This is a genomic window from Acidovorax sp. MR-S7 (assembly GCF_000400995.2).
Classification (GTDB): Bacteria; Pseudomonadota; Gammaproteobacteria; order Burkholderiales; family Burkholderiaceae_C; genus MR-S7.
Map to the genome: position 1 here is coordinate 30,340 of NZ_DF238942.1, position 25,637 is coordinate 55,976.

24 protein-coding genes are annotated in these 25,637 nt (G+C 68.3%); 19 read left to right on the forward strand and 5 right to left on the reverse strand.

The features are described 5' to 3' along the window. The first annotated feature begins 32 nt into the window (after positions 1 to 32). The 19 genes from serA to clsB all read left to right on the forward strand — a co-directional run bounded on the left by serA (position 33) and on the right by clsB (position 21,570). The gene (gene serA / locus AVS7_RS14635; RefSeq protein WP_020230572.1) at positions 33 to 1,262 is read left to right on the forward strand and encodes a phosphoglycerate dehydrogenase; all 1,230 of its coding nucleotides are present in this window, start codon (positions 33 to 35) and stop codon (positions 1,260 to 1,262) included. Positions 1,263 to 1,277: 15 nt separating this feature from the next. After that, the gene (locus AVS7_RS14640) at positions 1,278 to 2,165 is read left to right on the forward strand and encodes a LysR family transcriptional regulator (protein ID WP_020230573.1); all 888 of its coding nucleotides are present in this window, start codon (positions 1,278 to 1,280) and stop codon (positions 2,163 to 2,165) included. Between the two features lie 79 nt (positions 2,166 to 2,244). Beyond that, positions 2,245 to 4,233 (forward strand): aconitase family protein, encoded by a 1,989-nt coding sequence (locus AVS7_RS14645; protein ID WP_034691668.1) that lies wholly within the window; start codon positions 2,245 to 2,247, stop codon positions 4,231 to 4,233. Positions 4,234 to 4,256: 23 nt separating this feature from the next. Further along, positions 4,257 to 5,225 carry a tripartite tricarboxylate transporter substrate binding protein gene (locus AVS7_RS14650; protein ID WP_020230575.1) on the forward strand — a complete coding sequence of 323 codons (969 nt, stop codon included), beginning with the start codon at positions 4,257 to 4,259 and terminating at the stop codon, positions 5,223 to 5,225. 10 nt (positions 5,226 to 5,235) lie between these two features. Continuing rightward, positions 5,236 to 5,733, forward strand: coding sequence for a ribonuclease E activity regulator RraA (gene rraA, locus AVS7_RS14655; RefSeq protein ID WP_020230576.1), 498 nt, complete (start codon positions 5,236 to 5,238; stop codon positions 5,731 to 5,733). Between the two features lie 136 nt (positions 5,734 to 5,869). Then, positions 5,870 to 9,790, forward strand: a complete 3,921-nt coding sequence (locus AVS7_RS14660; protein WP_020230577.1) for an FAD/FMN-binding oxidoreductase — start codon at positions 5,870 to 5,872, stop codon at positions 9,788 to 9,790. Next, entirely contained in the window at positions 9,787 to 10,212 is a 426-nt protein-coding gene (locus AVS7_RS14665; protein WP_020230578.1) for an HIT family protein, read from the forward strand. Before AVS7_RS14660 ends, AVS7_RS14665 begins: the two co-directional genes overlap by 4 nt. Positions 10,213 to 10,274: 62 nt before the next feature. Further along, positions 10,275 to 10,673, forward strand: a complete 399-nt coding sequence (locus AVS7_RS14670) for a gamma-butyrobetaine hydroxylase-like domain-containing protein (protein WP_020230579.1) — start codon at positions 10,275 to 10,277, stop codon at positions 10,671 to 10,673. 78 nt (positions 10,674 to 10,751) lie between these two features. Continuing rightward, positions 10,752 to 11,483, forward strand: a complete 732-nt coding sequence (ubiE, locus tag AVS7_RS14675; protein WP_020230580.1) for a bifunctional demethylmenaquinone methyltransferase/2-methoxy-6-polyprenyl-1,4-benzoquinol methylase UbiE — start codon at positions 10,752 to 10,754, stop codon at positions 11,481 to 11,483. Between the two features lie 37 nt (positions 11,484 to 11,520). Beyond that, positions 11,521 to 12,537, forward strand: coding sequence for a Tim44 domain-containing protein (locus tag AVS7_RS14680; protein ID WP_020230581.1), 1,017 nt, complete (start codon positions 11,521 to 11,523; stop codon positions 12,535 to 12,537). 48 nt (positions 12,538 to 12,585) lie between these two features. Further along, entirely contained in the window at positions 12,586 to 13,134 is a 549-nt protein-coding gene (locus AVS7_RS14685; protein ID WP_020230582.1) for an SCP2 domain-containing protein, read from the forward strand. After that, on the forward strand, positions 13,131 to 14,696 hold the full coding sequence (gene ubiB, locus AVS7_RS14690) for a ubiquinone biosynthesis regulatory protein kinase UbiB (protein ID WP_020230583.1): 1,566 nt from the start codon (positions 13,131 to 13,133) through the stop codon (positions 14,694 to 14,696). Before AVS7_RS14685 ends, ubiB begins: the two co-directional genes overlap by 4 nt. A 38-nt stretch (positions 14,697 to 14,734) precedes the next feature. Further along, on the forward strand, positions 14,735 to 16,186 hold the full coding sequence (locus tag AVS7_RS14695; RefSeq protein WP_024001623.1) for a sodium:solute symporter family protein: 1,452 nt from the start codon (positions 14,735 to 14,737) through the stop codon (positions 16,184 to 16,186). 53 nt (positions 16,187 to 16,239) lie between these two features. Beyond that, the gene (locus AVS7_RS14700; RefSeq protein ID WP_020230585.1) at positions 16,240 to 16,536 is read left to right on the forward strand and encodes an FmdB family zinc ribbon protein; all 297 of its coding nucleotides are present in this window, start codon (positions 16,240 to 16,242) and stop codon (positions 16,534 to 16,536) included. 28 nt (positions 16,537 to 16,564) lie between these two features. Further along, entirely contained in the window at positions 16,565 to 17,188 is a 624-nt protein-coding gene (locus tag AVS7_RS14705) for a DUF502 domain-containing protein (protein ID WP_020230586.1), read from the forward strand. 47 nt (positions 17,189 to 17,235) lie between these two features. Next, positions 17,236 to 19,047, forward strand: coding sequence for an aspartate--tRNA ligase (gene aspS / locus AVS7_RS14710; RefSeq protein WP_024001624.1), 1,812 nt, complete (start codon positions 17,236 to 17,238; stop codon positions 19,045 to 19,047). A gap of 67 nt (positions 19,048 to 19,114) precedes the next feature. Beyond that, positions 19,115 to 19,567, forward strand: coding sequence for a dihydroneopterin triphosphate diphosphatase (gene nudB, locus AVS7_RS14715; RefSeq protein WP_020230588.1), 453 nt, complete (start codon positions 19,115 to 19,117; stop codon positions 19,565 to 19,567). Next, complete coding sequence (locus AVS7_RS14720) at positions 19,564 to 20,337, forward strand: endonuclease/exonuclease/phosphatase family protein (protein WP_020230589.1); 774 nt, start codon at positions 19,564 to 19,566, stop codon at positions 20,335 to 20,337. The genes nudB and AVS7_RS14720 overlap by 4 nt, the downstream gene beginning before the upstream one ends. 3 nt (positions 20,338 to 20,340) lie before the next feature. Then, a complete protein-coding gene (clsB, locus tag AVS7_RS14725; RefSeq protein WP_020230590.1) occupies positions 20,341 to 21,570 on the forward strand; it encodes a cardiolipin synthase ClsB in 1,230 nt (409 codons plus the stop codon). 9 nt (positions 21,571 to 21,579) lie between these two features. Here the strand turns inward: clsB and AVS7_RS14730 are convergent, their stop codons facing one another. The 5 genes from AVS7_RS14730 to AVS7_RS14750 form a co-directional block, all read right to left on the reverse strand. Next, positions 21,580 to 22,974 carry an agmatine/peptidylarginine deiminase gene (locus tag AVS7_RS14730; protein ID WP_020230591.1) on the reverse strand — a complete coding sequence of 465 codons (1,395 nt, stop codon included), beginning with the start codon at positions 22,972 to 22,974 and terminating at the stop codon, positions 21,580 to 21,582. Between the two features lie 106 nt (positions 22,975 to 23,080). Then, positions 23,081 to 23,770 (reverse strand): IPTL-CTERM sorting domain-containing protein, encoded by a 690-nt coding sequence (locus tag AVS7_RS14735; RefSeq protein WP_020230592.1) that lies wholly within the window; start codon positions 23,768 to 23,770, stop codon positions 23,081 to 23,083. A 17-nt stretch (positions 23,771 to 23,787) separates the two neighbouring features. Next, positions 23,788 to 24,471: an IPTL-CTERM sorting domain-containing protein gene (locus AVS7_RS14740; protein WP_020230593.1), complete on the reverse strand. Its 684-nt coding sequence runs from the start codon at positions 24,469 to 24,471 to the stop codon at positions 23,788 to 23,790. Between the two features lie 110 nt (positions 24,472 to 24,581). Further along, positions 24,582 to 25,253 carry an IPTL-CTERM sorting domain-containing protein gene (locus tag AVS7_RS14745; protein WP_020230594.1) on the reverse strand — a complete coding sequence of 224 codons (672 nt, stop codon included), beginning with the start codon at positions 25,251 to 25,253 and terminating at the stop codon, positions 24,582 to 24,584. A gap of 65 nt (positions 25,254 to 25,318) precedes the next feature. Continuing rightward, complete coding sequence (locus tag AVS7_RS14750; protein WP_020230595.1) at positions 25,319 to 25,507, reverse strand: IPTL-CTERM sorting domain-containing protein; 189 nt, start codon at positions 25,505 to 25,507, stop codon at positions 25,319 to 25,321. Positions 25,508 to 25,637 lie beyond the last annotated feature (130 nt).

The following is a 25,637-nucleotide window of genomic DNA, read 5'->3' on the forward strand; positions in this document are numbered from 1 at the left end:
GCCCGCCCTGCAACCCATCCCGCTCAAAGGCCATGCTCAAGACTTCCCTGGACAAAGCCAAGATCAAGTTCCTGCTGCTCGAAGGCATCCACCCCTCCGCCGTGCGGGTGCTGCACGATGCGGGCTACACGCAGGTGGAGGCGCTCTCCGGCGCATTGGAAGGCGAGGAGCTGCGCCGCAAGATCGCGGACGTGCACTTCCTCGGCATCCGCTCGCGCACCCAGCTCACGGCCGACGTGTTCGCGCATGCGCACAAGCTGGTGGCCGTGGGGGCGTTTTGCATCGGCACCAACCAGATCGACCTGGACGCGGCGCGCGAGCGCGGCATCGCCGTGTTCAACGCGCCGTATTCCAACACCCGCTCCGTCGCCGAGCTGGTACTGGCCGAGGCCATCCTGCTGCTGCGCGGCGTGCCCGCCAAGAACGCTGCCGCGCACCGCGGCGGCTGGCTCAAGAGCGCCGACAACGCCTACGAGATCCGCGGCAAGACGCTGGGCATCGTGGGCTATGGCTCCATCGGCACGCAGCTCTCGGTGCTGGCCGAGGGGCTGGGCATGCACGTGGTCTTCCACGACGTGGTCAACAAGCTGCCGCTGGGCAACGCGCGCCAGGCGCCGTCGCTCAAGGCGCTGCTGGAGCAGGCCGACATCGTGAGCCTGCACGTGCCCGAGCTGCCCTCCACGCAGTGGATGATCGGCGCGGCCGAGATCGCGGCCATGAAGCCGGGCGCCATCCTCATCAATGCCTCGCGCGGCACGGTGGTGGAGATCGAGCCGCTGGCCGACGCCGTCAAGGCCGGCAGGCTGCTGGGCGCGGCGGTGGACGTGTTCCCCGTCGAGCCCAAGAGCAACAAGGACGAGTTCACCTCGCCCCTGCGCGGGCTGGACAACGTCATCCTCACTCCGCACATCGGTGGCTCCACCATGGAGGCGCAGGCCAACATCGGCCTGGAAGTGGCGGAAAAGCTGGTCAAGTACAGCGACAACGGCACCAGCATCACCTCGGTGAACTTCCCCGAGGTGGCGCTCCCCGCACACCCCGGCAGGCACCGCATCCTGCACGTGCACCGCAACGTGCCCGGCGTGCTCTCGGCCATCAACCAGGTGTTCGCCGACAACCACATCAACATCTCGTCGCAGTACCTGCAGACCAACGAGAAGGTGGGCTACGTGGTGATCGACCTGGACGCGCAGTCGTCCGAGCTGGCGCAGGAAAAGCTCGCCCACATCCCCGGCACCATCCGCAGTCGAGTGCTGTTTTGAGCCCGGTTCAAGAGGGTGGCCCGCCGCATCGATCCTTACAGCGTGCGACTGCTGGTCGCCGCTGTCCAGACGGGGTCGATCGTCCGCGCGGCTGCGCAGGAGCACATCGCTCCCTCGGCGCTGAGCCGGCGGCTGGCGGATCTTGAACATGCCTTTGGCACGCCGCTGCTGATCCGCTCGCCACGCGGCGTGACGCCCACCGATGCCGGGCGCATGGTGCTTGAGCGTGGCGAAAAGATCGACGATGAACTGCAGGCGCTGGCACGCGACGTGCAGACCATGGGCAGCGAGGTGCGTGGCACCGTGCGCCTCTACGCCAACATGTCGGCCGTGATCGGCTTTCTGCCCGAGCGCTTGCGCGACTTCATGGCGCGTTATCCCGCCGTGCAGGTATCACTGCAGGAGTGCGATACCCGCGACGTGATCCGGGCTTGCCTCGACGACTTGGCCGATGCCGGCGTCGGTGTTGGCGTGCCCGCGCAGGCGGGCCTCGAATCCTGGCCATTCGCCTCGGACCCGCTGCAGGTGGTGTTGCCCGCAAGCCACGCACTCGTGGGGTGCGAGGCCCTGAGTTTTGCCCAAGTGCTCAATCTCCCCCTGATCGGCGTGAACCAGGGTGGTGCGCTGGACCGCTCGTTGCACGAGCGCGCCGCGGCATTGCAGCGGCCGCTGTCCATGAAGGTTTCGGTAAGCAGCTTCGATGCCGTCTGCCGCATGGTAGAGGCCGGGCTGGGCATTGCCGTGATCCCGCGCAGTGCCGCCGCGGCCTACGCCGGTAGCCCCCGCTTTGTGCGGCTGCCGCTGGATGAACCCTGGGCCATGCGCGAGCTGCGGCTGTTCGCCCTGCGCAAATCGCCCCGGCCGCGTGCCGTCGAAGCCCTGATCGACGTGCTTCGTGGGTAAACCCGGATATCGCGTTTTGCGCGACCCGGTCTGACGCATCAGCGCTTTGCGGCGCCCATCCGGCTGGCGAAGATGAGACATGCCAGCCTCATCGCCAGCCATTGCGGATGCATTCCGCTTCTCGCCTCACGTGCTCTTTCTGAGCCAGTCGTTTGATGCCGTCCGCCGCAGCCTGCAGGGCGAGCGGCTGCGGCTGGACGAGGCCATGCCGCTGCGCGACGATGTTTCGACTGACGAGATCACGCCGCTGCCCATCCTCACGCACTATGACGACAAGCTGGGCCGCTATCCGTACACAGGCTTGCGGGCGGGCGGTGCCATGCCGATCGGCATGGACGCCATACGCCTGCACGGCATCGAAGTGGTGGTGGCCGGCCGGCGCTATGGCAAGGGTTCATCGCGCGAACACAGCCCGGCTGCGGAAAAGCTCGCCGGCGTGCAACTGGTCATTGCCGAGAGCTTCGAGCGCATCTACCGCCAGAACGCCGACAACATCGGGCTCTTCACCTCGACCGACTTCGGGTTGATCGAACGTATCCAGGCCGGTGCGGCGATCCCGGTGGCTGAATTGGTGGCTGACCGCGACGCGTTGGCCGCGGCCATCCTCGAAAGCGGCGGACTCCTGCGCTTCGGCCAGAGCCGCATGCAGGACGTGCGCCCGGCTTCCGACGTGGATGGTGGGCGGCCCCGCACGCTGTTCGAGAAGATCGTGGCCCGCCACGCGCTGGCGACCGCGTTGACCGGTGCGCGCCCTGCGCCCGGCGAAGGGGCCTTCGTGCGGGCCGACTGGCGCTTCATCCACGAGTACTACACCGGCATGGCGGCGCACATGCTGCATGCCATTTTCGGCCGCCCACTCGCGCTGCACGATCCGGCATCGGTCATCGTCTTCGAGGATCACACTTCCTACGTGGAGGAAAGCCCCGCGCACGTGCGCGGCGGCCTGGTGCCGAACGTGCACCGCATGGTCGAGGCGCAGCGCGCGTTCGCTTTGGCCTATGGCCTGCGCTCGCACCGCACGCTGACCGAGGCAGAGGCCGCGCGGGACGACGGGTCGAACCAGGCCGGCATCTCGCATGCCATGGTGGCCGAGCATTACGCGCTGCCCGGCCAGCTCGTCGTCGGCACCGACTCGCACACTCCCCACAGCGGGGCGCTGGGCTGCGTGGCCTTCGGCGTGGGCACGACCGACATGGCCAATGCCTTCATGACGGGTGCCGTGCGCATGACCATGCCGCAGTCGCTGCGCATCGAGCTTGGCGGCTGCGTGCCCGCAGGCGTGACGGCCAAGGACATCGTGCTGCACCTGCTGGCGCAGCCCTTCATCCGCGACGGTGGCGGCGTCGGCAAGGTGTTTGAATTTTGCGGCGAGGCCGTGGCGCGGCTCTCCACCGACGAGCGTGCGACGCTGACCAACATGGTGGCCGAGCTGGGCGGCTTCACCGGCATCGTCGCGCCCGACGCGGAAACCGTGCGCTTCCTGCGCGAGCGGCGCGGCGTCGATTGCGCGATCGAACCCTGGATGCACAGCGATGAAGGAGCTGCCTATGCCGGCACCATCCACATCGACTGCGGCGCCGTGCCGCCCATGGTGGCACGCCCTGGCGACCCCGGCAATGGCCTGCCGCTGTCGCAGGTGCGGGAGCCGGTGCGCATCGACATCGCCTACGGCGGCTCGTGCACCGCGGGCAAGCGCGAGGATTTCGACCACTACCACGCGGTGCTGCGCTGGGCGGCTGACCGGGGGCTGAAGGTCGCGCCGCACGTGGCGCTGTTCCTGCAGTTCGGTACGACGGCCGTGCGCGACCACTGCATCGCGCAGGGCTATATGGACGCCTTCGAGAAGGTAGGCGCGCGCATGTTGCAGCCGTCCTGTGGCGCCTGCGGCAACTGCGGACCGGGCGGTTCGGTGCATGAGAGCCAGGTCACGGTCAGCGCGATCAACCGCAACTTTCCCGGCCGTGGCGGCCCGGGCCAGGTCTGGCTGGCCAGCCCGCCCACCGTGGCGGCCAGCGCCATCGCCGGAGAGCTGTTGTCCTTCGCCGCGCTGCAGCAGCGGCACCCCTAGATTCATACCACCAGGAGACCCCCATGTCCTTCATCCGCTCCCGGCGGGGCGCGCTCGCGGCCCTGCTCGCTCTGGGCTGCCTTGGCACCGCCCACGCCCAATCCGACAAACCGCTTCGACTGGTCGTGCCACTTGCGGCCGGCTCTACCGTGGATGCGGTTGCACGCGCCCTCGCGCCTGGCTTCGGCAAGGCTGCGGGGCGTCCCGTCGTGGTCGAGAATATCGTGGGCGCCGGCGGCATACCAGGCACCAGCCAGATCGTGAAGGCTCCGAAGGACGGGCTCACGCTTGGCATGATTTCCTCCAACCACGTCATCAATCCCGGCATCTACAAATCGATTCCCTACGACACCCTGAAGGACATCACCCCCATTGCCGTGCTCGCCACGGTGCCGCTGGTGCTCGTCGCCCATCCAACGCTGCCCGTCAAAAGCGTGCAGGAACTTCTGGCCTACGCCAAGAACCACCCGGGGCAGTTGAACTACGGCTCGGCTGGCAATGGCAGCACGCTGCACCTGGCAGGCGAACTGCTCATCAGTGAAACCGGCATCGACATGCGGCACGTGCCTTACCGCGGGACCGGCCCGCTCGTCACCGACCTGATTGGCGGGCAAGTGCAACTGGGCTTCGTCTCGATCTCGCAGGTCAGCCCGCACGTGAAGTCGGGGGCGCTGCGGGCACTGGCCGTGTCGACGCCATCGCGTTCCGCCGCGCTGCCCGACCTGCCGACCTTGGCGGAGGCAGGGGTGGCGAACTACAGTTTCGACGCGTGGATTGCGCTGATCGGGCCTGGTGGCTTGCCGAAACCGGCCGTGGAAAGCAGCCACGTCGCCGTGCAGGCCGCGCTGGCCTCGCCTGAGGCGAAGGCGTCCATGGCGGCGCAGGGGCTCACGATATTGGATATCGGACCCGATGCGGCGCCTGCCTTCTTCGAATCCGAGCTGGCAAAGCACCAGAAGCTGGTCAGACAATCGGGTGCCACCATCGATTGAGCGCCGCCAGATGACAACGTATGCCACAGCCGACCTGTGCGACCGCTTCGGCGCACAGGCACAGGTGTGCCGCGCCCCTGTGCGGCCTTATGGGAGGCACAGGGCCGCACAGGGGCTCATCGACTGCCTCCAGTGCTGCGAGGACGCCGCATCGCTGCGCACGCAGTTGGCGCAGCCTGGGAATGGCCGCATTCTCGTGGTCGATGGGGGCGCGTCGCTGCGCGTGGCGCTCCTTGGCGATCGCATGGCCCGGATGGCCATCGACAACGGCTGGGGCGGCGTCGTCATCAACGGCGCGGTGCGCGACGTGGGTCACCTGCAATCGATGGACGTCGCGGTGTGGGCGCTCGGCCATGTGCCCCTGCGGGCGGATGCGCCGGAGCGGGGAAGGCCAGGCGTCGAGGTCAGCTTTGGGCAGGCGGTGTTCCGGCCGGGCGATTTCATTTGCCTGGATCAGGATGGTGTCGTGGTTCTATCGCAGGCGCTACTGAATGGATTTGCTATATAAACAGTAGCTGCTTGCGCTTTATGGGCAGGTGCTGAAGGGCATTTTTGCCATGGATGGGCGCCCGTGGGGGCGGTCGCATAAAATTTCGACCCCCGAGGCACAGGGGCGCCGCCCGCGCCCGACCCAGGTTGATCCCATGAATGTTCCGATAGCGCTGGCCGCCCTGCAGCAAGCCCAGGGCGCCGAGCCCGCCCGCCTGCGCGAGATTCCGTACAACTACACCTCGTTTTCCGACCGGGAAATCGTCATCCGCCTGCTGGGCGCTTCCGCCTGGGACGTGCTGGACCAGCTGCGCCGCGAGCGCCGCACGGGCCGCTCCGCCCGCATGCTCTACGAAGTGCTGGGCGACATCTGGGCCGTGCAGCGCAACCCCTACCTGCAGGACGACCTGCTGCACAACCCGGCGCGGCGCAAGCTGCTGGTGGACGCCATGCTGCACCGCATGGCCGACATCGAGAAGCGCCGCCTGCCGCAGGAAGACGCCGGGCGCGACCGCCTCGTGGGCCAGCTCGTCGAGGCCGCGCGCCGCGCCATCGCCGAGTTCGACGCCACGCTGGTCGCGGTAGGCGAGCTGCGCCGCAAGGTGCAGCGCCGCCTGAGGCCGCACACGGCCAAGGACAACATCAAGTTCGACGGCCTCTCGCGCGTGAGCCACGTGACCGACGCGACCGACTGGCGCGTGGAATACCCCTTCGTCGTGCTCACGCCCGACACCGAGGCCGAGATGGCCGAGCTGGTCAAGGCCTGCACCGAGCTGGAGCTGACCATCATCCCGCGCGGCGGCGGCACGGGCTACACGGGCGGCGCCATTCCGCTCACCTGGCGCAGCGCCGTCATCAACACCGAGAAGCTCGAAGCCATGACCGAGGTGGAGATGCGCCGCCTGCCGGGCCTGGATGGCGAAGTGGGCACGATCTGGACCGAGGCCGGCGTGGTCACCCAGCGCGTGGCCGACGCGGCCGAGCGCGCGGGCTTCGTCTTCGCCGTCGATCCGACGAGTGCGGAAGCGAGCTGCATCGGCGGCAACATCGCCATGAACGCGGGCGGCAAGAAGGCCGTGCTGTGGGGCACGGCGCTGGACAACCTGGCGAGCTGGCGCATGGTCACGCCCGACGCAGAGTGGCTGGAGGTCACGCGCATCGGGCACAACCTGGGCAAGATCCACGATGCCGCGGTGGCCAGCTTCGAGCTGCAATATTTCGCCGCCGACGGCAAGACGCCGCTGCGCACCGAGCGCCTGGACATCCCTGGCAAAACCTTCCGCAAGGAGGGCCTGGGCAAGGACGTGACGGACAAGTTCCTCTCCGGCCTGCCCGGCATCCAGAAGGAGGGCACGGACGGCCTCATCACCAGCGCGCGCTGGGTGGTGCACCGCATGCCGGATCACACGCGCACCGTGTGCCTGGAATTCTTCGGCAACGCCAAGGACGCGGTGCCCAGCATCGTCGAGATCAAGGACTTCATGTTCGCCGAACAGAAGCGCTCGGGCGTGCTGCTGGCCGGCCTGGAGCACCTGGACGACCGCTACCTGAAGGCCGTGGGCTACGCCACCAAGAGCAAGAAGGGCAACGGCGGCCTGCCCAAGATGGTGCTGATCGGCGACCTCGTGGGCGACGACCCGGACGCCGTGGCCCGCGCCGCCGCCGAGGTGGTGCGCATCGCCAACTCGCGCAATGGCGAGGGCTTCACGGCCGTGAGCGCCGAGGCGCGCAAGAAGTTCTGGCTGGACCGCAAGCGCACGGCCGCCATCAGCCGCCACACCAACGCCTTCAAGATCAACGAGGACGTGGTCATCCCGCTGCCGCGCATGGCGGAATACACCGACGGCATCGAGCGCATCAACATCGAACTGAGCCTGCGCAACAAGCTCAAGCTGTGCGACGCGCTGCAGGACTTCTTCGCCCACGGCAACCTGCCGCTGGGCCGGCAGGACGACGCGGGCGAGATTCCTTCGGCCGAGCTGCTGGAAGACCGCGTGCAGCAGGCCCTGGCCCTGGTGGCCGAGGTGCGCGCGCTGTGGCAGGGCTGGCTGGATGGGGTGGAGGCGCTGTTCCCCCAGTTGCAGGATCACACGCTGCGCGCGAGCTGGAAGACCCAGCTCAAGAAGCCCCTGGCCGGCATCTTCGCCGGCGCCGCCTTCCAGCCCATCCTCGACGAGGCCGCGGCCATCCACAAGCGCGTGCTCAAGGGCCGCGTGTGGGTGGCGCTGCACATGCACGCGGGCGACGGCAACGTGCACACCAACATCCCGGTCAACAGCGACGACTACGAGATGCTGCAGACCGCGCACGAGGCCGTGGCCCGCATCATGGTGCTGGCGCGCCGCCTGGACGGCGTGATCTCCGGCGAGCACGGCATCGGCATCACCAAGCTGGAGTTCCTCACCGACGAGGAGCTGGCGCCGTTCGCCGAGTACAAGCGCCGGGTCGATCCGCAGGGCCGCTTCAACCGCGGCAAGCTGCTACGCAATCAGGAGCTGCTTGCGCAGGATGGACGGGCACTGGAGGGCGATTTGACGCGCAAGTCGCTGATGTTCGCGGATCTCACCAATGCCTACACGCCCAGCTTCGGCCTCATGGGGCACGAGTCGATCATCATGCAGCAGAGCGACATCGGCGACATCGTCGCCAGTGTCAAGGACTGCCTGCGCTGCGGCAAGTGCAAGCCCGTGTGCTCCACCCACGTGCCGCGCGCCAACCTGCTCTACAGCCCGCGCAACAAGATCCTGGCCACCTCGCTGCTGGCCGAGGCGTTCCTCTACGAAGAGCAGACGCGCCGCGGCGTCAGCATCCAGCACTGGCAGGAGTTCGAGGACGTGGCCGACCACTGCACCGTCTGCCACAAGTGCTACACGCCGTGCCCGGTCAAGATCGACTTCGGCGACGTGACCATGGCCATGCGCAACCTGCTGCGCAAGATGGGCAAGAAGAGCTTCCGTCCCGGCAACAAGCTGGCCATGGCCATGCTCAACGCCACCAGCCCCGACACCATCAACCTGCTGCGCGCGGGCATGGTCAACGTGGGCTTCAAGGCGCAGCGCCTGGCCGTGGACGCACTGCGCGGCCTGGGCCGCGCACAGACCGCGCGCCCGCCCGCCACCGTGGGCACCGCGCCGGTCAAGGAGCAGGTGATCCACTTCGTCAACAAGAAGCTGCCCGGCGGCCTGCCCAAGAAGACGGCGCGCGCGCTGCTGGACATCGAGAACAAGGACTACGTGCCCATCATCCGCGACCCGCAGGCCACCGGTGCGGACACCGAGGCGGTGTTCTACTTCCCCGGCTGCGGCTCCGAGCGCCTGTTCAGCCAGGTGGGCCTGGCCACGCAGGCCATGCTGTGGCACGCGGGCGTGCAGACCGTGCTGCCGCCCGGCTACCTGTGCTGCGGCTACCCGCAGCGCGGCAGCGGCCAGTTCGACAAGGCCGACAAGATGATCACCGACAACCGGGTGCTGTTCCACCGCGTGGCCACCACGCTGAACTACCTGGACATCAAGACGGTGGTCGTGAGCTGCGGCACCTGCTACGACCAGCTCCAGGGCTACCAGTTCGACAAGATCTTCCCCGGCTGCCGCATCGTGGACATCCACGAATACCTGCTCGAAAAGGGCATCAAGCTGCCCGAGGGGCAGGGCGGCTACCTCTACCACGAGCCCTGCCACAACCCCATGAAGCAGGTCGACTCGATGAAGACCGTGCGCGCCCTGGTGGGCGACAAGGTGCTCAAGAGCGACCGCTGCTGCGGCGAATCGGGCACGCTGGGCGTCACGCGGCCGGACATCTCCACCCAGGTGCGCTTCCGCAAGACGGAGGAGATCCGCAAGGGCGAGGCGCAACTGCGCGCCAGCGGCGCCGTGGGCGCGCAGGACAACATCAAGATCCTCACGAGCTGCCCGAGCTGCCTGCAGGGCATCTCGCGCTACCAGGACGACCTGCAGAACGGCCTGCTCGAAGCCGACTACATCGTCATCGAGATGGCCCGCCAGATCCTGGGTGAGAACTGGCTGCCCGAGTACGTGCAGCGCGCCAATGCGGGCGGCATCGAAAGGGTGCTGGTATGACCTGCCCGCTGTGCGCATCGGACGGCGGCGCGCTGGTCTGGCGCGGCGAGCGGCTGCGCGTGATCCGCGCCGACGAGGCCGGCTTTCCCGCCTTCTACCGCGTGGTCTGGAACGCGCATGCGGCGGAGTTCTCCGACCTGGGCTCCGCCGACCGCCAGCACTGCATGGACGCCGTGGCCCTCGTCGAGCAGGCGCTGCGCGCAGCCGTGCAGCCCGACAAGATCAACCTGGCCGCGCTGGGCAACATGGTGCCGCACCTGCACTGGCACGTCATCGCGCGCCATGCGTGGGACAGCCACTTTCCCGCGCCCGTGTGGGCCGCGCCCCAGCGCGCGCGCGACGCGCAGCGCGAAGCGCAGGTGCGTGCCGCGCTGCCGCAGGCCGAGGCGGCCATGCGCGCCGGGCTTGAACTATTGAATTGATAGCTGCCAGCGCTTTTCCATCAAGCGCTGGAGGCCATTTTGGTTATGAAAAGGTGACAACCATGGGCACCCCCCAGCCAGAGTCGATCACGTTGCACGGGCAGTCCCGCGTGCTGGAGGTGGCGTTCTCCGACGGCGCGCGCTTTCGCATCCCCTTCGAGCTGATGCGCGTGTATTCGCCCTCGGCCGAGGTGCAGGGCCACGGCCCGGGCCAGGAAGTGCTGCAGACGGGCAAGCGCGACGTCACCGTGGTGGGCCTGGAGCCCGTGGGCCACTACGCCGTCAAGCCCACGTTCTCCGACGGGCACGACAGCGGCCTCTTCACCTGGGAATACCTCTACGCGCTGGGCCGCGACGAGCAGGCGCTGTGGGCCGCGTACACGCAGCGCCTGGCCGATGCCGGCGTGGACCGCGACGCGCCCATGCCGGCCAAGGCCGGCCACGGCTGCGGCGGGCACTGAGCACAATAACGACAGATGCCCCACGCGGGCGCGGGGTTGTCGCTGTACGCGGGGCTGGCGCTTGCCTAGCATCGCGCCATGAGCACCACCCATTTCGGATTTGAAACCGTCGACGAACACGACAAGGCGCGCCGCGTGCGCGGCGTGTTCGACTCCGTCGCGTCGAAGTACGACGTGATGAACGACCTGATGTCGGGCGGCCTGCACCGCGCCTGGAAGGCCTACACGGTGATGGTGGCCAACCTGAAGGAGGGCGACCAGGTGCTGGACATCGCCGGTGGCACGGGCGACCTGGCGCTGGCGTTCGCCAGGAAGGTGGGCGCCACCGGCCGCGTGGTGCACACCGACATCAACGAGGCCATGCTGCGCGTGGGCCGCGACCGGCTGATCGACAAGGGCGTGGTCTTGCCCACGCTGGTGTGCGACGCCGAGCACCTGCCGTTTCCCGACAACCATTTCGACCTTGTGAGCGTCGCCTTCGGCCTGCGCAACATGACGCACAAGGAAGCCGCCCTCGCCGAGATGGCGCGCGTGCTCAAGCCGCGCGGCCGGCTGCTGGTGCTGGAGTTCTCCAAGGTGGCCCAGCCTTTGGCGCAGGCCTACGACTGGTACTCCTTCAGCGTGTTGCCCCGCCTGGGCAAGCTGGTGGCGGGCGACGATGCCAGCTACCGCTACCTGGCCGAATCGATCCGCATGCACCCCGGCCAGGAGGAACTCAAATCCCTGATGCAACAAACTGGCTTTGGGCATGTGGACTATCACAACATGACTGGCGGCATCGTGGCCTTGCATGTTGGAATCAAGTGCTGAAGCACCTTTTTGCGTTCACAAGAAAAGTGGAGAAGACATGATGAAACTGTGGTCTGTGGTCCTGGTGGCCCTGCTGGCGGTGGCGCACACCGATGCGGATGCCCGCCGCATGGGCGGCGGCAAATCCATGGGCAAGCAGTCGGGCAACGTCACCCAGCGCGAAGCAGTGCGCCCGGCCACGCCGGCCGCGCCCGCGCAGAACGCGGCCAACACCGCCGCTCCCAAGCCCGCGGCGGCACCCAACGCGGCTGCGGCCGCGCCCAAGAAGCCCTGGGGCGCCATGCTGGGCGGCCTGGCCGCGGGCCTGGGCCTGGCCTGGCTGGCCAGCTCCCTCGGCCTGGGCGCCGAATTCGGCCAGTTCCTTCTGATCGCGCTGCTGGCCTTGGTGGTCATGGCCGTGGTGGGCATGGTCATGCGTGCGCGCAAATCCGCCGCTGCCGCGCCCGGCGCGGGCGGTGCGCCGTTCGCCTTCCAGGGTGCCTCTGCGGGAGCGGGCGCAGCCACCCCGGCACAGGCCCAGACGCCGCGCCAGTACAGCCCCGACAAGGTCGGCAACGACGCCTCTGCGCGCCCCTGGGAGCGCAGCAGCATGGCCTTCCAGTCGCCTGGCGCGGGCAGCGGCGTGATGATCGGCTCGGCGCTCGCCGGTTCGCAGAACTGGGGCATTCCCGAGGGCTTCGACACCGAGGGCTTCCTGTCGGCCGCCAAGCGCAACTTCACCACGCTGCAGGCCGCCTGGGACCGCTCCGACATCGCCACCCTGCGCTCCATGATGACCGACGGCATGGTCGACGAGATCCGCGCCCAGCTCAACGAGCGCGAGCAGCACCGCGGCGGCGGCCAGCCCAACCAGACCGACGTGGTCATGCTTGAGGCGCAGCTGCTCGGCATCGAGGACCTGGGCGGCGACTACATGGCCAGCGTGGAGTTCTCCGGCATGATCCGCGAGGAGCCCTCGGCCGGCCCGAGCCCGTTCCGCGAGGTCTGGAACATGACCAAGCCCAAGAGCGGCGCCAGCGGCTGGCTGGTGGCGGGCGTGCAGGCGCTGCAATAAATGGCGCGCGCCAGCCGGGCCTTTGCGCCCGGTAATAATCGGGGGACTATGGCAACACAGTCCCCTTTTTCTTTTCTGGACGGGTTCTTCGAGCGCGTCCTGGCCGGTCCCCAGCCGCCGCAATGGCTGGTGCACGAGGTGCAGCACCGCCTGGTGCTGTTCCTCAACCACGTGCTGATGCAGGAGAAAGAGGCCATGGACCGCCTGGCCCGCCAGAGCGGCCGCGTGGCGCGGGTGCAGTGGCGCGTCTTCTCCATGGCGCTGCGCATCACGCCGGCGGGCCTGTTCGACCTGGCCCCGCCGGACGCGCAGCCCGATCTGCGGCTCGAAGTATCCGAAACCTCGCCGCTGGCCCTGGCCCGCGGCGCGCTGGGCGGTGACCGTCCCACGATCCGCATCGAGGGCGACGTGCAACTGGCCGGCGACATCCAATGGCTGGTGGACCACGTGCGCTGGGACGTCGAGGAAGACCTGGCGCGCGTGATCGGCGATGCGCCGGCGCATGCTGTCGCGTCGGTGGCCGGCCGGGCCGCCGAGGCACTGCGCCGCTTCGTGGGCGGGCGCGTGGCCGCCGCTTCGGACCGCTCGCCACCATGAGCCGCATCCTGCGGGGCGTCACCATCGTCTGGGTGGTGCTGCGCTACGGGCTGGACGAGCTGGTCCTGTCCAGCTTCTCCAAGCCCTGGCTGCGCCGGGTGACGCGCGTCATCACCGTGGGCCGCAAGCTGGACGCGCCGCGCGGCCAGCGCCTGCGCGAGGCGCTGGAGCAACTGGGCCCCATCTTCGTGAAGTTCGGCCAGGTGCTGTCCACCCGGCGCGACCTCATGCCCCCGGACATCGCCGACGAACTGGCGCTGCTGCAGGACCGGGTGCCGCCGTTCGACCCCGCGATCGCCATCGCCACCATCGAGCGCGCCTTCCGCCGGCCGCTGGAGGAGGTGTTCGTCTCGTTCGAGCGGACGCCCGTGGCCAGCGCGTCCATCGCGCAGGTGCACTTCGCGGTGATCCGCGACCGGCAGGGCCGCGAGCGCGACGTGGCCGTCAAAGTGCTGCGCCCGGGCATGCTGCCCGTGATCGACAAGGACCTGGCCCTGATGCGCATGATGGCCGGCTGGGTGGAAGGCCTGTCGGCCGACGGCAAGCGCCTGAAGCCGCGCGAGGTGGTGGCCGAGTTCGACAACTACCTGCACGACGAGCTGGACCTGATACGCGAGGCGGCCAACGCGGCGCAACTGCGGCGCAACATGGAGGGGCTGGACCTCGTGCTCGTCCCCGAGATCTTCTGGGATTTCTGCCATCCCGACGTGCTGGTCATGGAGCGCATGCACGGCATGCCCATCAGCCAGGTCGAGCAGCTGCGCGCCGCAGGCGTGGACATCCCGAAGCTGGCGCGCGACGGCGTGACCATCTTCTTCACGCAGGTGTTCCGCGACGGCTTCTTCCACGCCGACATGCACCCGGGCAACATCATGGTCAGCGTGAACCCGGCCACGTTCGGCCGCTATATCTCGCTGGATTTCGGCATCGTCGGCACGCTGACGGAGTTCGACAAGGAATACCTCGCGCAGAACTTCACCGCGTTCTTCCGGCGCGACTACAAGCGCGTGGCCGAGCTGCACATCGAAAGCGGCTGGGTGCCTGCCAGCACGCGCGTGAACGAGCTGGAGTCGGCCATCCGCGCGGTGTGCGAGCCGTACTTCGACCGCCCGCTCAAGGAGATCTCGCTGGGCATGGTGCTGCTGCGGCTGTTCCAGACCTCGCGCCGCTTCCAGGTGGAGATCCAGCCGCAGCTCGTGCTGCTGCAAAAGACGCTGCTCAACATCGAGGGCCTGGGGCGCCAGCTCGACCCCGACCTGGACCTGTGGAGCACGGCCAAGCCCTTCCTGGAGAAGTGGATGCTCGAGCAGATGGGCCCGCAGCGCCTGTGGCGCGAGCTGCGCGCCGAGGCGCCGCGCTACGCCAAGATCCTGCCCGACCTGCCGCGCCTGGTGCACGACTACCTGCGCCGCACGCCGCACGAGGGCCGCGCGGAGCTGCAGGAACTGCTGGCGGCGCAAAAGCGCACCAACCGGCTGCTGCAGGGCATCATCTACGGCGGCCTGGGCTTCGTGCTGGGGCTGCTGTTCATGCAGCTCTTCGTGCGCATCCGCATCTTCTAGTCCTCCCCCTCTTCATCATCTTCCTCAGGAGTACCAGCGTGTTGCTCTTCATGGTGATTGCCTACCTGTTCGTCACCATCGGCATCGGCCTGTGGGCCGCCCGGCGGGTGCAGAACACGGCCGATTTCGCGATCGCGGGCCGGCATCTGCCGATGTACATGATCATCACCGTCACGTTCGCCACGTGGTTCGGCTCCGAGATCGTGCTGGGCGTTCCTGCCAAGTTCATCGAAGGGGGGCTGCACGCCGTGGTCGAGGACCCGTTCGGCGCAGGCATGTGCCTGATCCTGGTGGGCGTGTTCTTCGCGGGCAAGCTCTACCGCATGACGCTGCTGACCATCAGCGACTATTACCGCGAGCGCTACGGGCGCACCATCGAAGTCATCTGCTCGCTCATCATCATGCTCAGCTACCTGGGCTGGGTGTCGGCGCAGGTCACGGCGCTGGGGCTGGTGTTCAACCTGCTGTCCGGTGGCACGGTGAGTATTCCCTGGGGCATGGCCATCGGCGTGGCGTCCATCCTGGTCTATACGCTCTGGGGCGGCATGTGGTCGGTGGCAGTGACCGACTTCATCCAGATGATCATCCTGGTCGTCGGCCTCGTGGTGCTGGCGTGGTTCGCCGCCGACATGGCGGGCGGCGCCGGCAAGGTGATCGACCTGGCCACCAGCCGCGACCTGTTCAAGTTCTGGCCCGAGCCGAGCTGGCACGAGATCATCTTCTTCATCGGCGCCGCGGTCACCATGATGCTGGGCTCCATTCCCCAGCAGGACGTGTTCCAGCGCGTGATGTCGGCCAACTCCGAGCGCGCGGCCACCCATGGCACGGTGATCGGCGGAACGGCCTACATCCTGTTCGCCTTCGTGCCCATGTTCCTGGTGGCCAGCGCCTTGCTCATCATGCCCGAGCAGACCGCCACGCTGCTCAAGGACGACCCGCAGAAGGTGCTGCCTACGCTGGTGATGGACAAGATGCCGCTCGTCATGCAGGTGCTGTTCTTCGGCGCGCTGCTGTCGGCCATCAAGTCGTGCGCGTCGGCCACGCTGCTCGCGCCCAGCGTGACCTTCACCGAGAACATCTGGCGCCAGTTTCGCCCCGAGCAGACCAGCGACCGCGAGAACCTGCTGGTCATGCGCATCAGCGTGCTGGTGTTCGCCATCTGCGTGCTGGCCTATTCCATCAAGATGGAAGGCACGCCCATCTACGAACTGGTTTCCAGCGCCTACCAGGTGCCGCTGGTGGGCGCCTTCGTGCCGCTGGTCTTCGGCCTGTACTGGAAGCGCGCCAACACCCAGGGCGCGCTGTGCGCGGCGGTGCTGGGCATCGGCGTGTGGGTGCTGTTCATGGTCACGCCGGCGCTGCACGAGGCGTTTCCCCAGCAATTGGCGGGCCTGCTGGCCGCCTGTGCGGGCATGGTGGCCGGCTCGCTGGGGCCGCAGGTCGTGCGCAACGCGCACGCCTCGCACCACCGCATCGTGGGCGTCGAGTGACGGGTGCCTGCCTATAATCAAAGGTTTTGCATCTTCCAGCGCCCCTTTTCGCAATGCCTATTTACGCCTACCGATGCGGCTCCTGCGGCCATGCCAAGGATGTGCTGCAGAAGATTTCCGACGCGCCGCTCACCACCTGCCCCGCCTGCGGGGCCGAGGCCTTTTCCAAGCAGCTGACGGCCGCGGGCTTCCAGCTCAAGGGCACGGGCTGGTACGCCACCGACTTCAGCGGCCGCAAGAGCGCGCCGGCGGATGCGCCTGTCGCAGCGCCGGCTCCCGCGCCGGATGCTCCTAAAAAGGAAGCTGCCAGCGCAAGCCCGGCAAGCGCTCCGGCCGCTTCCGGCGCATAACCTCTATATAGAAGGCAAGAGCGCTTCCATGGCTGCACTGCGCAAGTGGCTGTTCACGGGTCTGCTGGTCGTCGTGCCTGGCGTCATCACCGCCTGGGTGCTCAACTGGGTGGTGGGCACGCTCGACCAGACTCTGCTGATCCTGCCCGTCTCCTGGCATCCGGACAAGGTGCTGGGTTTCCACATCCCCGGCTTCGGCGTGCTGCTCACGCTGTCCATCCTGCTGATCGTGGGTGCCTTCGCCAGCAACTTCGCGGGGCGCAAGCTTGTGGAGTGGGGCGACCGGCTGGTCAGCCGCATCCCCGTGGTGCGCTCCATCTATTCGAGCGTCAAGCAGGTGTCGGACACGCTGTTCTCCGAGAGCGGCAACGCCTTCCGCACCGCCGTGCTGGTGCAGTGGCCGCGCGAGGGCGTGTGGACGGTGGCCTTCATCACCGGCACGCCCACGGGCGAAGTGGCGGGCTATCTGCGCGACGAATACGTGAGCGTCTACGTGCCCACCACGCCCAATCCCACGGGCGGGTATTTCGTGCTCATGCGCAAGAGCGACTGCGTGGAGCTGGACATGAGCATCGACGCGGCCCTCAAGTACATTGTGTCCATGGGGGTGGTGGCGCCGCCCGACTCCCTGGCACCCGAAGCCATCAAATAAATACACCCCTATCGACGCGCTCCACGAGAGCGCAGGAAGACTGATCCATGGCCATGCGTTCCCACTATTGCGGTCTTGTGACCGAAGCCCTCCTGGGCCAAACCGTCACCCTGTGCGGCTGGGTGAACCGCCGCCGCGACCACGGTGGCGTGATTTTCATCGATCTGCGCGACCGCGAAGGCTACGTGCAGGTGGTGTGCGACCCCGACCGCCCCGACATGTTCAAGACCGCCGAGGACGTGCGCAACGAGTTCTGCGTGCAGGTGGTGGGCCTGGTGCGCGCGCGTCCCGAGGGCACGACCAACGACGGCCTGGCCAGCGGCAAGATCGAGGTGCTGTGCCAGCAGCTCGACGTGCTCAACCCCTCCGTCACGCCGCCGTTCCAGATGGACGACGACAACCTGTCGGAAACCACGCGCCTCACGCACCGCGTGATGGATCTGCGCCGCCCCCACATGCAGCGCAACATGATGCTGCGCTACAAGACCGCCATCCAGGTGCGCAACTTCCTCGACAAGGAAGGCTTCATCGACATCGAGACGCCCATGCTGGGCAAGAGCACGCCCGAGGGCGCGCGCGACTACCTCGTTCCCAGCCGCGTGCACGACGGCCAGTTCTTCGCGCTGCCCCAGTCGCCCCAGCTCTACAAGCAGATGCTGATGGTGGCCGGCTACGACCGCTACTACCAGATCACCAAGTGCTTCCGCGACGAGGACCTGCGCGCCGACCGCCAGCCCGAGTTCACGCAGATCGACTGCGAGACCTCCTTCCTGAATGAAGAGGAAATCCGTGCCATCTTCCAGCGCATGATCACCGAGGTGTTCAAGGCGCAGCTGGGCGTGGACCTGGGGGAATTCCCCATCATGACCTACCACGACGCTGCGCACCGCTTCGGCTCCGACAAGCCCGACCTGCGCGTGAAGCTCGAATTCACCGAGCTGACCGACGTGATGAAGGACGTGGACTTCAAGGTCTTCTCCGGCGCAGCCAACATGAAGGGCGGCCGCGTGGTTGCGCTGCGCGTGCCCGGCGGCTCGGCCGAGAACGGCGGCATCAGCCGCGGCGAGATCGACGCCTACACCGAGTTCGTGAAGATCTACGGCGCCAAGGGTCTCGCGTACATCCGTGTGAATGACCTGAGCAAAGGCCGCGACGGGTTGCAATCGCCCATCGTCAAGAACATCCACGACGCCGCGCTGGCCGAGGTGCTCAAGCGCTCCGGCGCGCAGAACGGCGACCTGATCTTTTTCGGAGCCGATAAGGAAAAGATCGTCAACGACGCCATCGGCGCGCTGCGCCTGAAGATCGGCCACAGCGAGTTCGGCAAGAAGAACGGCCTGTTCGAGAACCGCTGGGCGCCCCTGTGGGTGGTGGACTTCCCCATGTTCGAACACGACGAGGAAGACGACCGCTGGGTGGCCGTGCACCACCCCTTCACCAGCCCGAAGGACGGCCACGAAGACCTGATGGACACCGACCCCGGAAAGTGCATCGCCAAGGCCTACGACATGGTTCTGAACGGCTGGGAACTGGGCGGCGGCTCGGTGCGTATCCACCGCGCCGAGGTGCAGAGCAAGGTGTTCGGCGCCCTCAAGATCAGCCCCGAAGACGCGCGCGCCAAGTTCGGCTACCTGCTCGACGCGCTGCAGTACGGCGCGCCCCCGCACGGCGGCCTGGCCTTCGGCCTGGACCGCCTCATTACGCTGATGACCGGCGCCGAGTCGATCCGCGACGTGATCGCCTTCCCCAAGACCCAGCGCGCGCAGGACCTGCTCACCCAGGCGCCTTCGCCCGTGGACGAGAAGCAGTTGCGCGAGCTGCACATCCGCCTGCGCAACCCGGTACCCGCTGCGGGCTGAGGACGCTCCGCGGAACCGCACAACGGCAGGAACGGAGACGCTCCTGCCGTTTTTCCTTGCCACGGCGATGTACAAGATTCCCGAATCCGTGCTGGTGGTGGTGCACACCGCGCAGCTCGACGTGCTCCTGATCCGCCGCGCGGACTCGGCCGTGGATTTCTGGCAGTCTGTCACCGGCAGCAAGGACCATCCCGGCGAGGACTGGCACGCCACCGCCGCGCGCGAGGCGGCCGAGGAAACCGGCCTGCGCGCCGATGCGCCCGGCTGCCGGCTCACCGACTGGGGCCTGGAGAACGTCTACACCATCTACCCCCAGTGGCTGCACCGCTACGCGCCCGGCGTGACGCGCAACACCGAGCGCGTCTTCGGCCTGCAGGTTCCCCCGGATGCGCCCGTGGTCTTGAATCCGCGCGAACACACGGCATATGCTTGGATGGACTGGCGTGCCGCGGCCGACCGCTGCTACTCGCCCTCCAACGCCGAGGCCATCCTCTGGCTCCCCCGACTCGTACACCGATGACTGCCGCCGCCACACCCATCGAACTGCCCCACGAGCACTCCGGCATCCTGCGCGTGGCCACCTACAACATCCACAAGGGTGTGCAGGGCCTGGGTCCTGCGCGCCGCCTGGAGATCCACAACCTGGGCTTGGCCGTGGAGCAGCTCGACGCAGACATCGTCTGCCTGCAGGAAGTGCGCAAGCTCAACCGGCGCGAGGCGCTGTACTTCGACCGCTGGCCCGAGGTGCCGCAGGCCGACTACCTGGCGCCCGAGGGCTACGAGGCCGTCTACCGCACCAACGCCTACACGCGCGACGGCGAGCACGGCAACGCGCTGCTCACCCGCTGGCCCGTGATCGGGCACCAGCACGAGGACATCTCCGACCACCGCTTCGAGCAGCGCGGTCTGCTGCACGTGGAGGTGGACGTGCAGGGCAAGCGCGTGCACGCCATCGTGGTGCACCTGGGCCTGATCGCCGGCAGCCGCCTGCGCCAGGTGGCGCAGCTGCAGCGCTTCATCGCGCGCGAGGTGCCCGACGACGCGCCGCTCGTCGTCGCGGGCGACTTCAACGACTGGGGCCTGCAGATCAAGCGCATGCTGGCCGGCTTCGGCCTCTTCGAGTACGACGAGGCGCACCAGTCCTTCACCTACCCGGCGCGGCTGCCCATGGTGCAGCTCGACCACGTCTACGTGCGCGGCCTCACACCGCTGTCGCTGCACGTGCCGCGCGGGCGGATCTGGTGGCGCATGTCCGACCACCTGCCGCTGATCGCGGAATTCCGCCTGTAGGCGATGGCGCGCCGCCGCCAGCCCCGCTACGCCGGGACCGACCACCAGATCCAGCTGCTGCAGGGCACGCAGGAGTTCTTCCCGGCGCTCATCGCCGAGATGGATGCCGCGCTGTCCGACATCCAGTTCGAGACCTACATCTTCGACTGCACGGGCTCCGGCGCCGACGTGGCCGAGGCGCTCATCCGCGCCGCCCTGCGCGGCGTGCGCGTGCACCTGGCGGTGGACGGCGTGGGCACGGGGCGCCTGCCGCAGCCTTGGGGCCAGCGCATGGCCGAGGCCGGCGTGCGCGTGCAGGTGTACTCGCCGCTGGGCCCGCTGGGCCTGCTGCTGCCCAAGCGCTGGCGCCGCCTGCACCGCAAGCTCTGCGCGGTGGACGGGCGGGTGCTGTTCTGCGGCGGCATCAACGTGCTCGACGACTTCCACGACCCCCACCATGGGCAGCTGCAGGCGCCGCGCTTCGACTTCGCCGTGCGCGTGCAGGGCACGCTGGTGCGCCACGCCAGCGAGACCATGGAGCAGCTCTGGTGGCGCATGCTGGCCGTGCGCGACGCGCGCCGCCGGCGCCTGTCCATGGCGCTGGCCGACCTGCGCGTGGCCCACGCGGCGCAGATCGAGGCGCGCCTGGCCGAAAACGCCGGCCGGCGCATGCGCGCCGCGCTGGTGCTGCGTGACAACGTGCGCCACCGCGGCCGCATCGAGCGCGCCTACCGCCGCGCGATCGGCAACGCGCGCCACGAGATCATCATCGCCAACGCCTACTTCGTGCCCGGCGGCAAGCTGCGCCGTGCGCTGGTGCTGGCCGCGCGCCGCGGCGTGCGCGTGCGCCTGCTGCTGCAGGGGCGCTACGAATACTTCATGCAGTACCACGCCGCGCGGCCGGTCTACGGCGCGCTGCTGGCCGCCGGCGTGGAGATCCACGAATACGCACCCAGCTTCCTGCACGCCAAGGTGGCGGTGATCGACGCCCAGGGCGACCGCCCCTGGGCCACCGTGGGCTCCAGCAACCTCGACCCGCTGTCGCTGCTGCTGGCGCGCGAGGCCAACGTGGTGGTACGCGACGCCGCCTTCGCCCGGGAGCTGCGCGAGCGCCTGTCGCAGGCCATGGACAGCGGCGGCGGCCCGCTGGACGCGGCCCGCTATGCCAGCCGTCCCTGGCGCGTGCGCGTGCTCGACCGCATCGCGTTCGGCATCATGCGCGCGGCGTTGTGGGTCACGGGCAATCGCTACTGAGCCGCAGACTCACACCGCCCATTCCCAAGTCACCTGCTGCGGAATCTGCTGCGTGACGCAGTGCATCCCCCCGCCCCCCGCCAGCAGCGCATCGGGCGCGATCTGCACCACGCGCCGCCCCGGATACCGCGCCGCGATGATCTGGGCGAACGCCGCGTCCTTGTCCTTGAGCGTCAGGTCGCGCCCATGCTGGTAAAAGCGCGGCACCAGCACCACGCCGTCGGCCACCACGTAGTTCATGTAGCTCGCGGGCAGCAGGTAGTTCACCGGCTCCTCGTTGGCAAACCGCTCCTCGCCTTTCAGCTTGTGCGTGGGGTGCTGGTTCATGTCGGCAATCATCCACCAGGCGTTGTCCTCCGGCGTGATCTGGATGACGATGGGCCCCGGCTCCGGCACACGCACGATGGTGAAGGGGCGGCCGTCCTGGTCCGTCGCCGCGCTCAGGGTCGCATATGCCTCTTGCAGCACGTCGTGCGCGATCTGCGTCACGGTGTCGCCCGCCGCCACGGCGGCGGCCAGCTCGGCGGGCGTCACCTCGGGCAGCAGCAGCGTGCGCTCGTCCACCCAGGCAATCATCTCGTCGATGTGCGTCACGCCCACGTTGTAGGCCCACTCGCCATCGGGCATCAGGTAGGGCGTCTGCATCACGGTATGTGCGTCGCTGGGCATGTTGCGCTTGATGAAAATCACCTTGGTCACGCCGAACACACGCTTGAGTTCCGCCTCGATCTGCGCCGCCGACCAGCCCTTGTTGCGGCCCAGCAGGCCCACGCCCTCGGTGCCGTCGCCCAGCACGGCAACCACCGTGCCCCGGCCGTTGAAATGCAGGTTGCCGCCTTCGCACACCAGGGGTGAGCGCACGCTGGGCACCCCCAGCAGCGCCGCCACGCGCACCGCCAAGTCGTTGTCCTTGTCATACGTGTTGTTGGTGTCCGGGCCAGAAAAGGCGTTGTAGCCATACCCATCAAAGCCGAAATCCACCACCTGCAACTTGCCGCGCGCGTTGGTCATGCACACGCCGCCATAGTCGCGCACCCACATCTCGGCATGCTCCACCGTGGCAAAGCGCACGCGCGCCGCGATCTGCGCGCCCGACATCTGCGCCGCGCCCAGCGCCAGGCGCATGGCCTCGCGCTCGGCGTCGTTGTTGACCAGGTACAGCACCGGCACCGTGGGCGCCAGCGCGGCGATCATGGCCGCCTGCGTCTCCAGGATGGGCCAGCCCTCCTTGTAGTCGTAGGCGATGCTCGCCAGCATCACCGCCTGCTGCGGCTCGATCTCGGCGGGCACACGCCAGTGGGTGGAAGCATCGTCGTCACTGCCGCCGCCGCAGGCGGACAGGGCGGCAGACGCGGCAGCGCCCAGCAACAGGGAGCGGCGGCGCAGGGTGGGAAGGCGGGGCATAAAAACCTCCAGGGAAATATGAATGAAAAGAGCCTCCAGCGCTCACCAGTCAAGCGCTGGAAGCTATGAAAGCAGGAGCGTGAAGCGCGCTCCTGCCGAGGGGAACTCAGGTGCCGTTGCGCCGCCGCGTGCGCCAGCCCAGCGCGCCGACCAGGGCGGCCATCAGGCCCAGCCCGGCGGTGCTCAACGTGGGCACGGCCGTGGGCTGCGCGGGCGTGGCGGCGGATGCGGGGCAGGCGCCGGTGAAAGGCGCGGGGTTGCTCCAGTGGCCGGGAAAGGTCGATACGCCGCCGCCGAAGTCATTGACAAACAAATCGTCGCTGGAGGTGAACACCGGGTTGGCGCCGGTGATGTACCAGCCCACCAGCGTGGGCACCGGGCTGTTGAAGCCGCTGAAGTGGCTGGCCAGATGGCTGGCCGTGCCGCCCGTGCCCAGCAGCGCGGTGAAGAAGTTGTCCACTTGGCCACTGGCGTTGGTGCGCAAGGGCCCGCCGGACCCGGACGGTGGCGCGGCCGCCAGGTTCTGCGCGAACACCACGTTCTGCGCATCGTTCATGCGCCAGATCACGCAGGTCAGTTGCGCGCCGGTCCAGGTCTGGCTGACGGCCGAATTGCTGCCGTTGTCGAACACCAGCGTCACGCTGTACGCCTGCGGCGCGAGGATTTCCGGAAAGCCGGAGCTGGCGATCTCGTTCTCATAGGTGCTGAAAAACGGCGCCGCGCCCGCGCTGGCGGCGGCCACGGCCAGCGCGGCGGCGGCCAGCAGGTTGCGGGGTGTTGTTGCTGCTTGCGGCATGCGGTTCTCCTTTTCTTTCAGGCCCTGCGCCGCCGGGCGCCCCAGCCCAGCGCGCCCAGCAGCGCCGCCATCAGCGCCAGCGCCGCGTGGCCCAGCGTGGGCACGGCCGTGGGCTGCGTGGGCGTGGCGGGCGGGGGCGCGGCGCAGTCGCCGGTGAAGGGCACGGGAGCGCTCCAGGCGGTGTAGGCGGTGGGCACGCCCGCCGGGTTGCTGTCCACCCGGCGGCCCTCGCTGAACAACAGGGCGTTGGCGCCGTTGATGAACCAGCGCACCTCCCCCAGCGCCGGGCTGAAGCCGCTGGCCGAATACGCGCTGGACGCCACGTTCTGCGCGTACACCTCGGAGAACATGCCGTCCAGCGCGCCGCCCGCGTCGGTGGACACGGCCCCGGTGGCTCCCGTGGGCGGCGATGCCTGCAAGTCTTGCGCGTACACCACGTTCTGCGCCGTGTTGAAGCGCCACAGCACGCAGCGCAGGTTGGACGATTCCCACGTCTGGTTCACCAGCGTGCTGCCGCCGTTGTCGAACACCAGCGTCACGCTGTAGGGCTGCCCGGCCACCACGGTGTCGAAGCCGTCGGGGGCGGAATTGGCGAGTACGCCCGTGTACGTGGTGGCATACGGCGCCGCGCTGGCGGCGCTGGCGCACGCGGCCAGCACGGCGGCGGCGGCGAAACGGCGGGGGGTGGACGGATGCGGCATGTGGAACTCCTCGGTGGTTGTTGTTGATGGAAAAATAGGTATAAAAAGAGCTTCCAGCGCTTACCAGAAGATCGCTGGAAGCTATGAGATCAGGAGTGGTTTGCCAGCCCTTACCCCCGCCGCCTGCGCCACAGCCCCAACGCGCCCAGGCCCGCGCCCAGCAGCGCCAGCGCGCCGTGGCCCAGCGTGGGCACGGGGGTGGCGTTGGGGGTGGAGGGCGGCGCGGCGTAGGGCGTGTCGTCGCACGCGGCCGTGACGCGCTGGGGAGTGCTCCACAGATCGCCGGCCATGCCGATGCCGGTGGAGGTGTCCGCGTCGGAAAAGCCTTGGCCTGCTGAGTCGGTGAACACCGGGGCTTGCCCGTTGGCCTGCCAGACGACGGGGATGGCGAGCGCGGGGCTGAAGCCCGTGGCCGTGTAGTTGCTGGCGCTGCCGATGCCATCGCCGGTGCCCGTGACGGCGCTGAAGAAGCCCCACAGGCTGCCGTCCGCGAGCGTGGTGGCGGCGCTGTTGGCGCCTGGGCCGGCTTGGATGTACACGCGCGTGCCGCCAATGCGCCAGATGGCGCAGGCGACCGTATTCCAGGCCTGGCTGCCCGCCGTGGTGCCACCGTTGTCCATGATGAGGGTGACGGTGTAGGGCGTGTCGAAGGGCACGCCGGTCATGGTGGTGAAGCCCACCCGCCCCTGGTAGGTGGTGGCAAAGGGCGCGGCGGTGGCCGTGGCGCTGGCGGCCAGGGTGAGCAGGGCGGCGCTAAGAAGGGTGAAGATGGGGTTTTTCATGGTTTTGTTGCTCTGGTTTTGGTAGCTGGTGGCGCTTGTCTGGTAAGCGTTGGGGCCTGAAAGCCCTAGAAAACCCCGCGCCGCCTGCGCCAGAACCCCAGGCCCGCCACGGACGCGGACAGCAGCGCCAGCGCGGCGTGGCCCAGCGTGGGGACGGGGGTGGCGCTGGGCGTAGCGGGCGGGTTGGGCGGACTGGCGGGCGCGGCGCAGGTGCCGGTGAACTGCTGGGGCGGCGACCAGAACTGGTGCTGCATACGCACGCCGCCTGCGGCGTCGCTGAAGCCGACCTCGACCGAGCCGAACCCATACCCAAAGGCTCTGTCACAAATCTGTGTTGATGACCGGCACTCCGATGGCGTCGAGCAAGAGCTGGCGCGGCTTTGC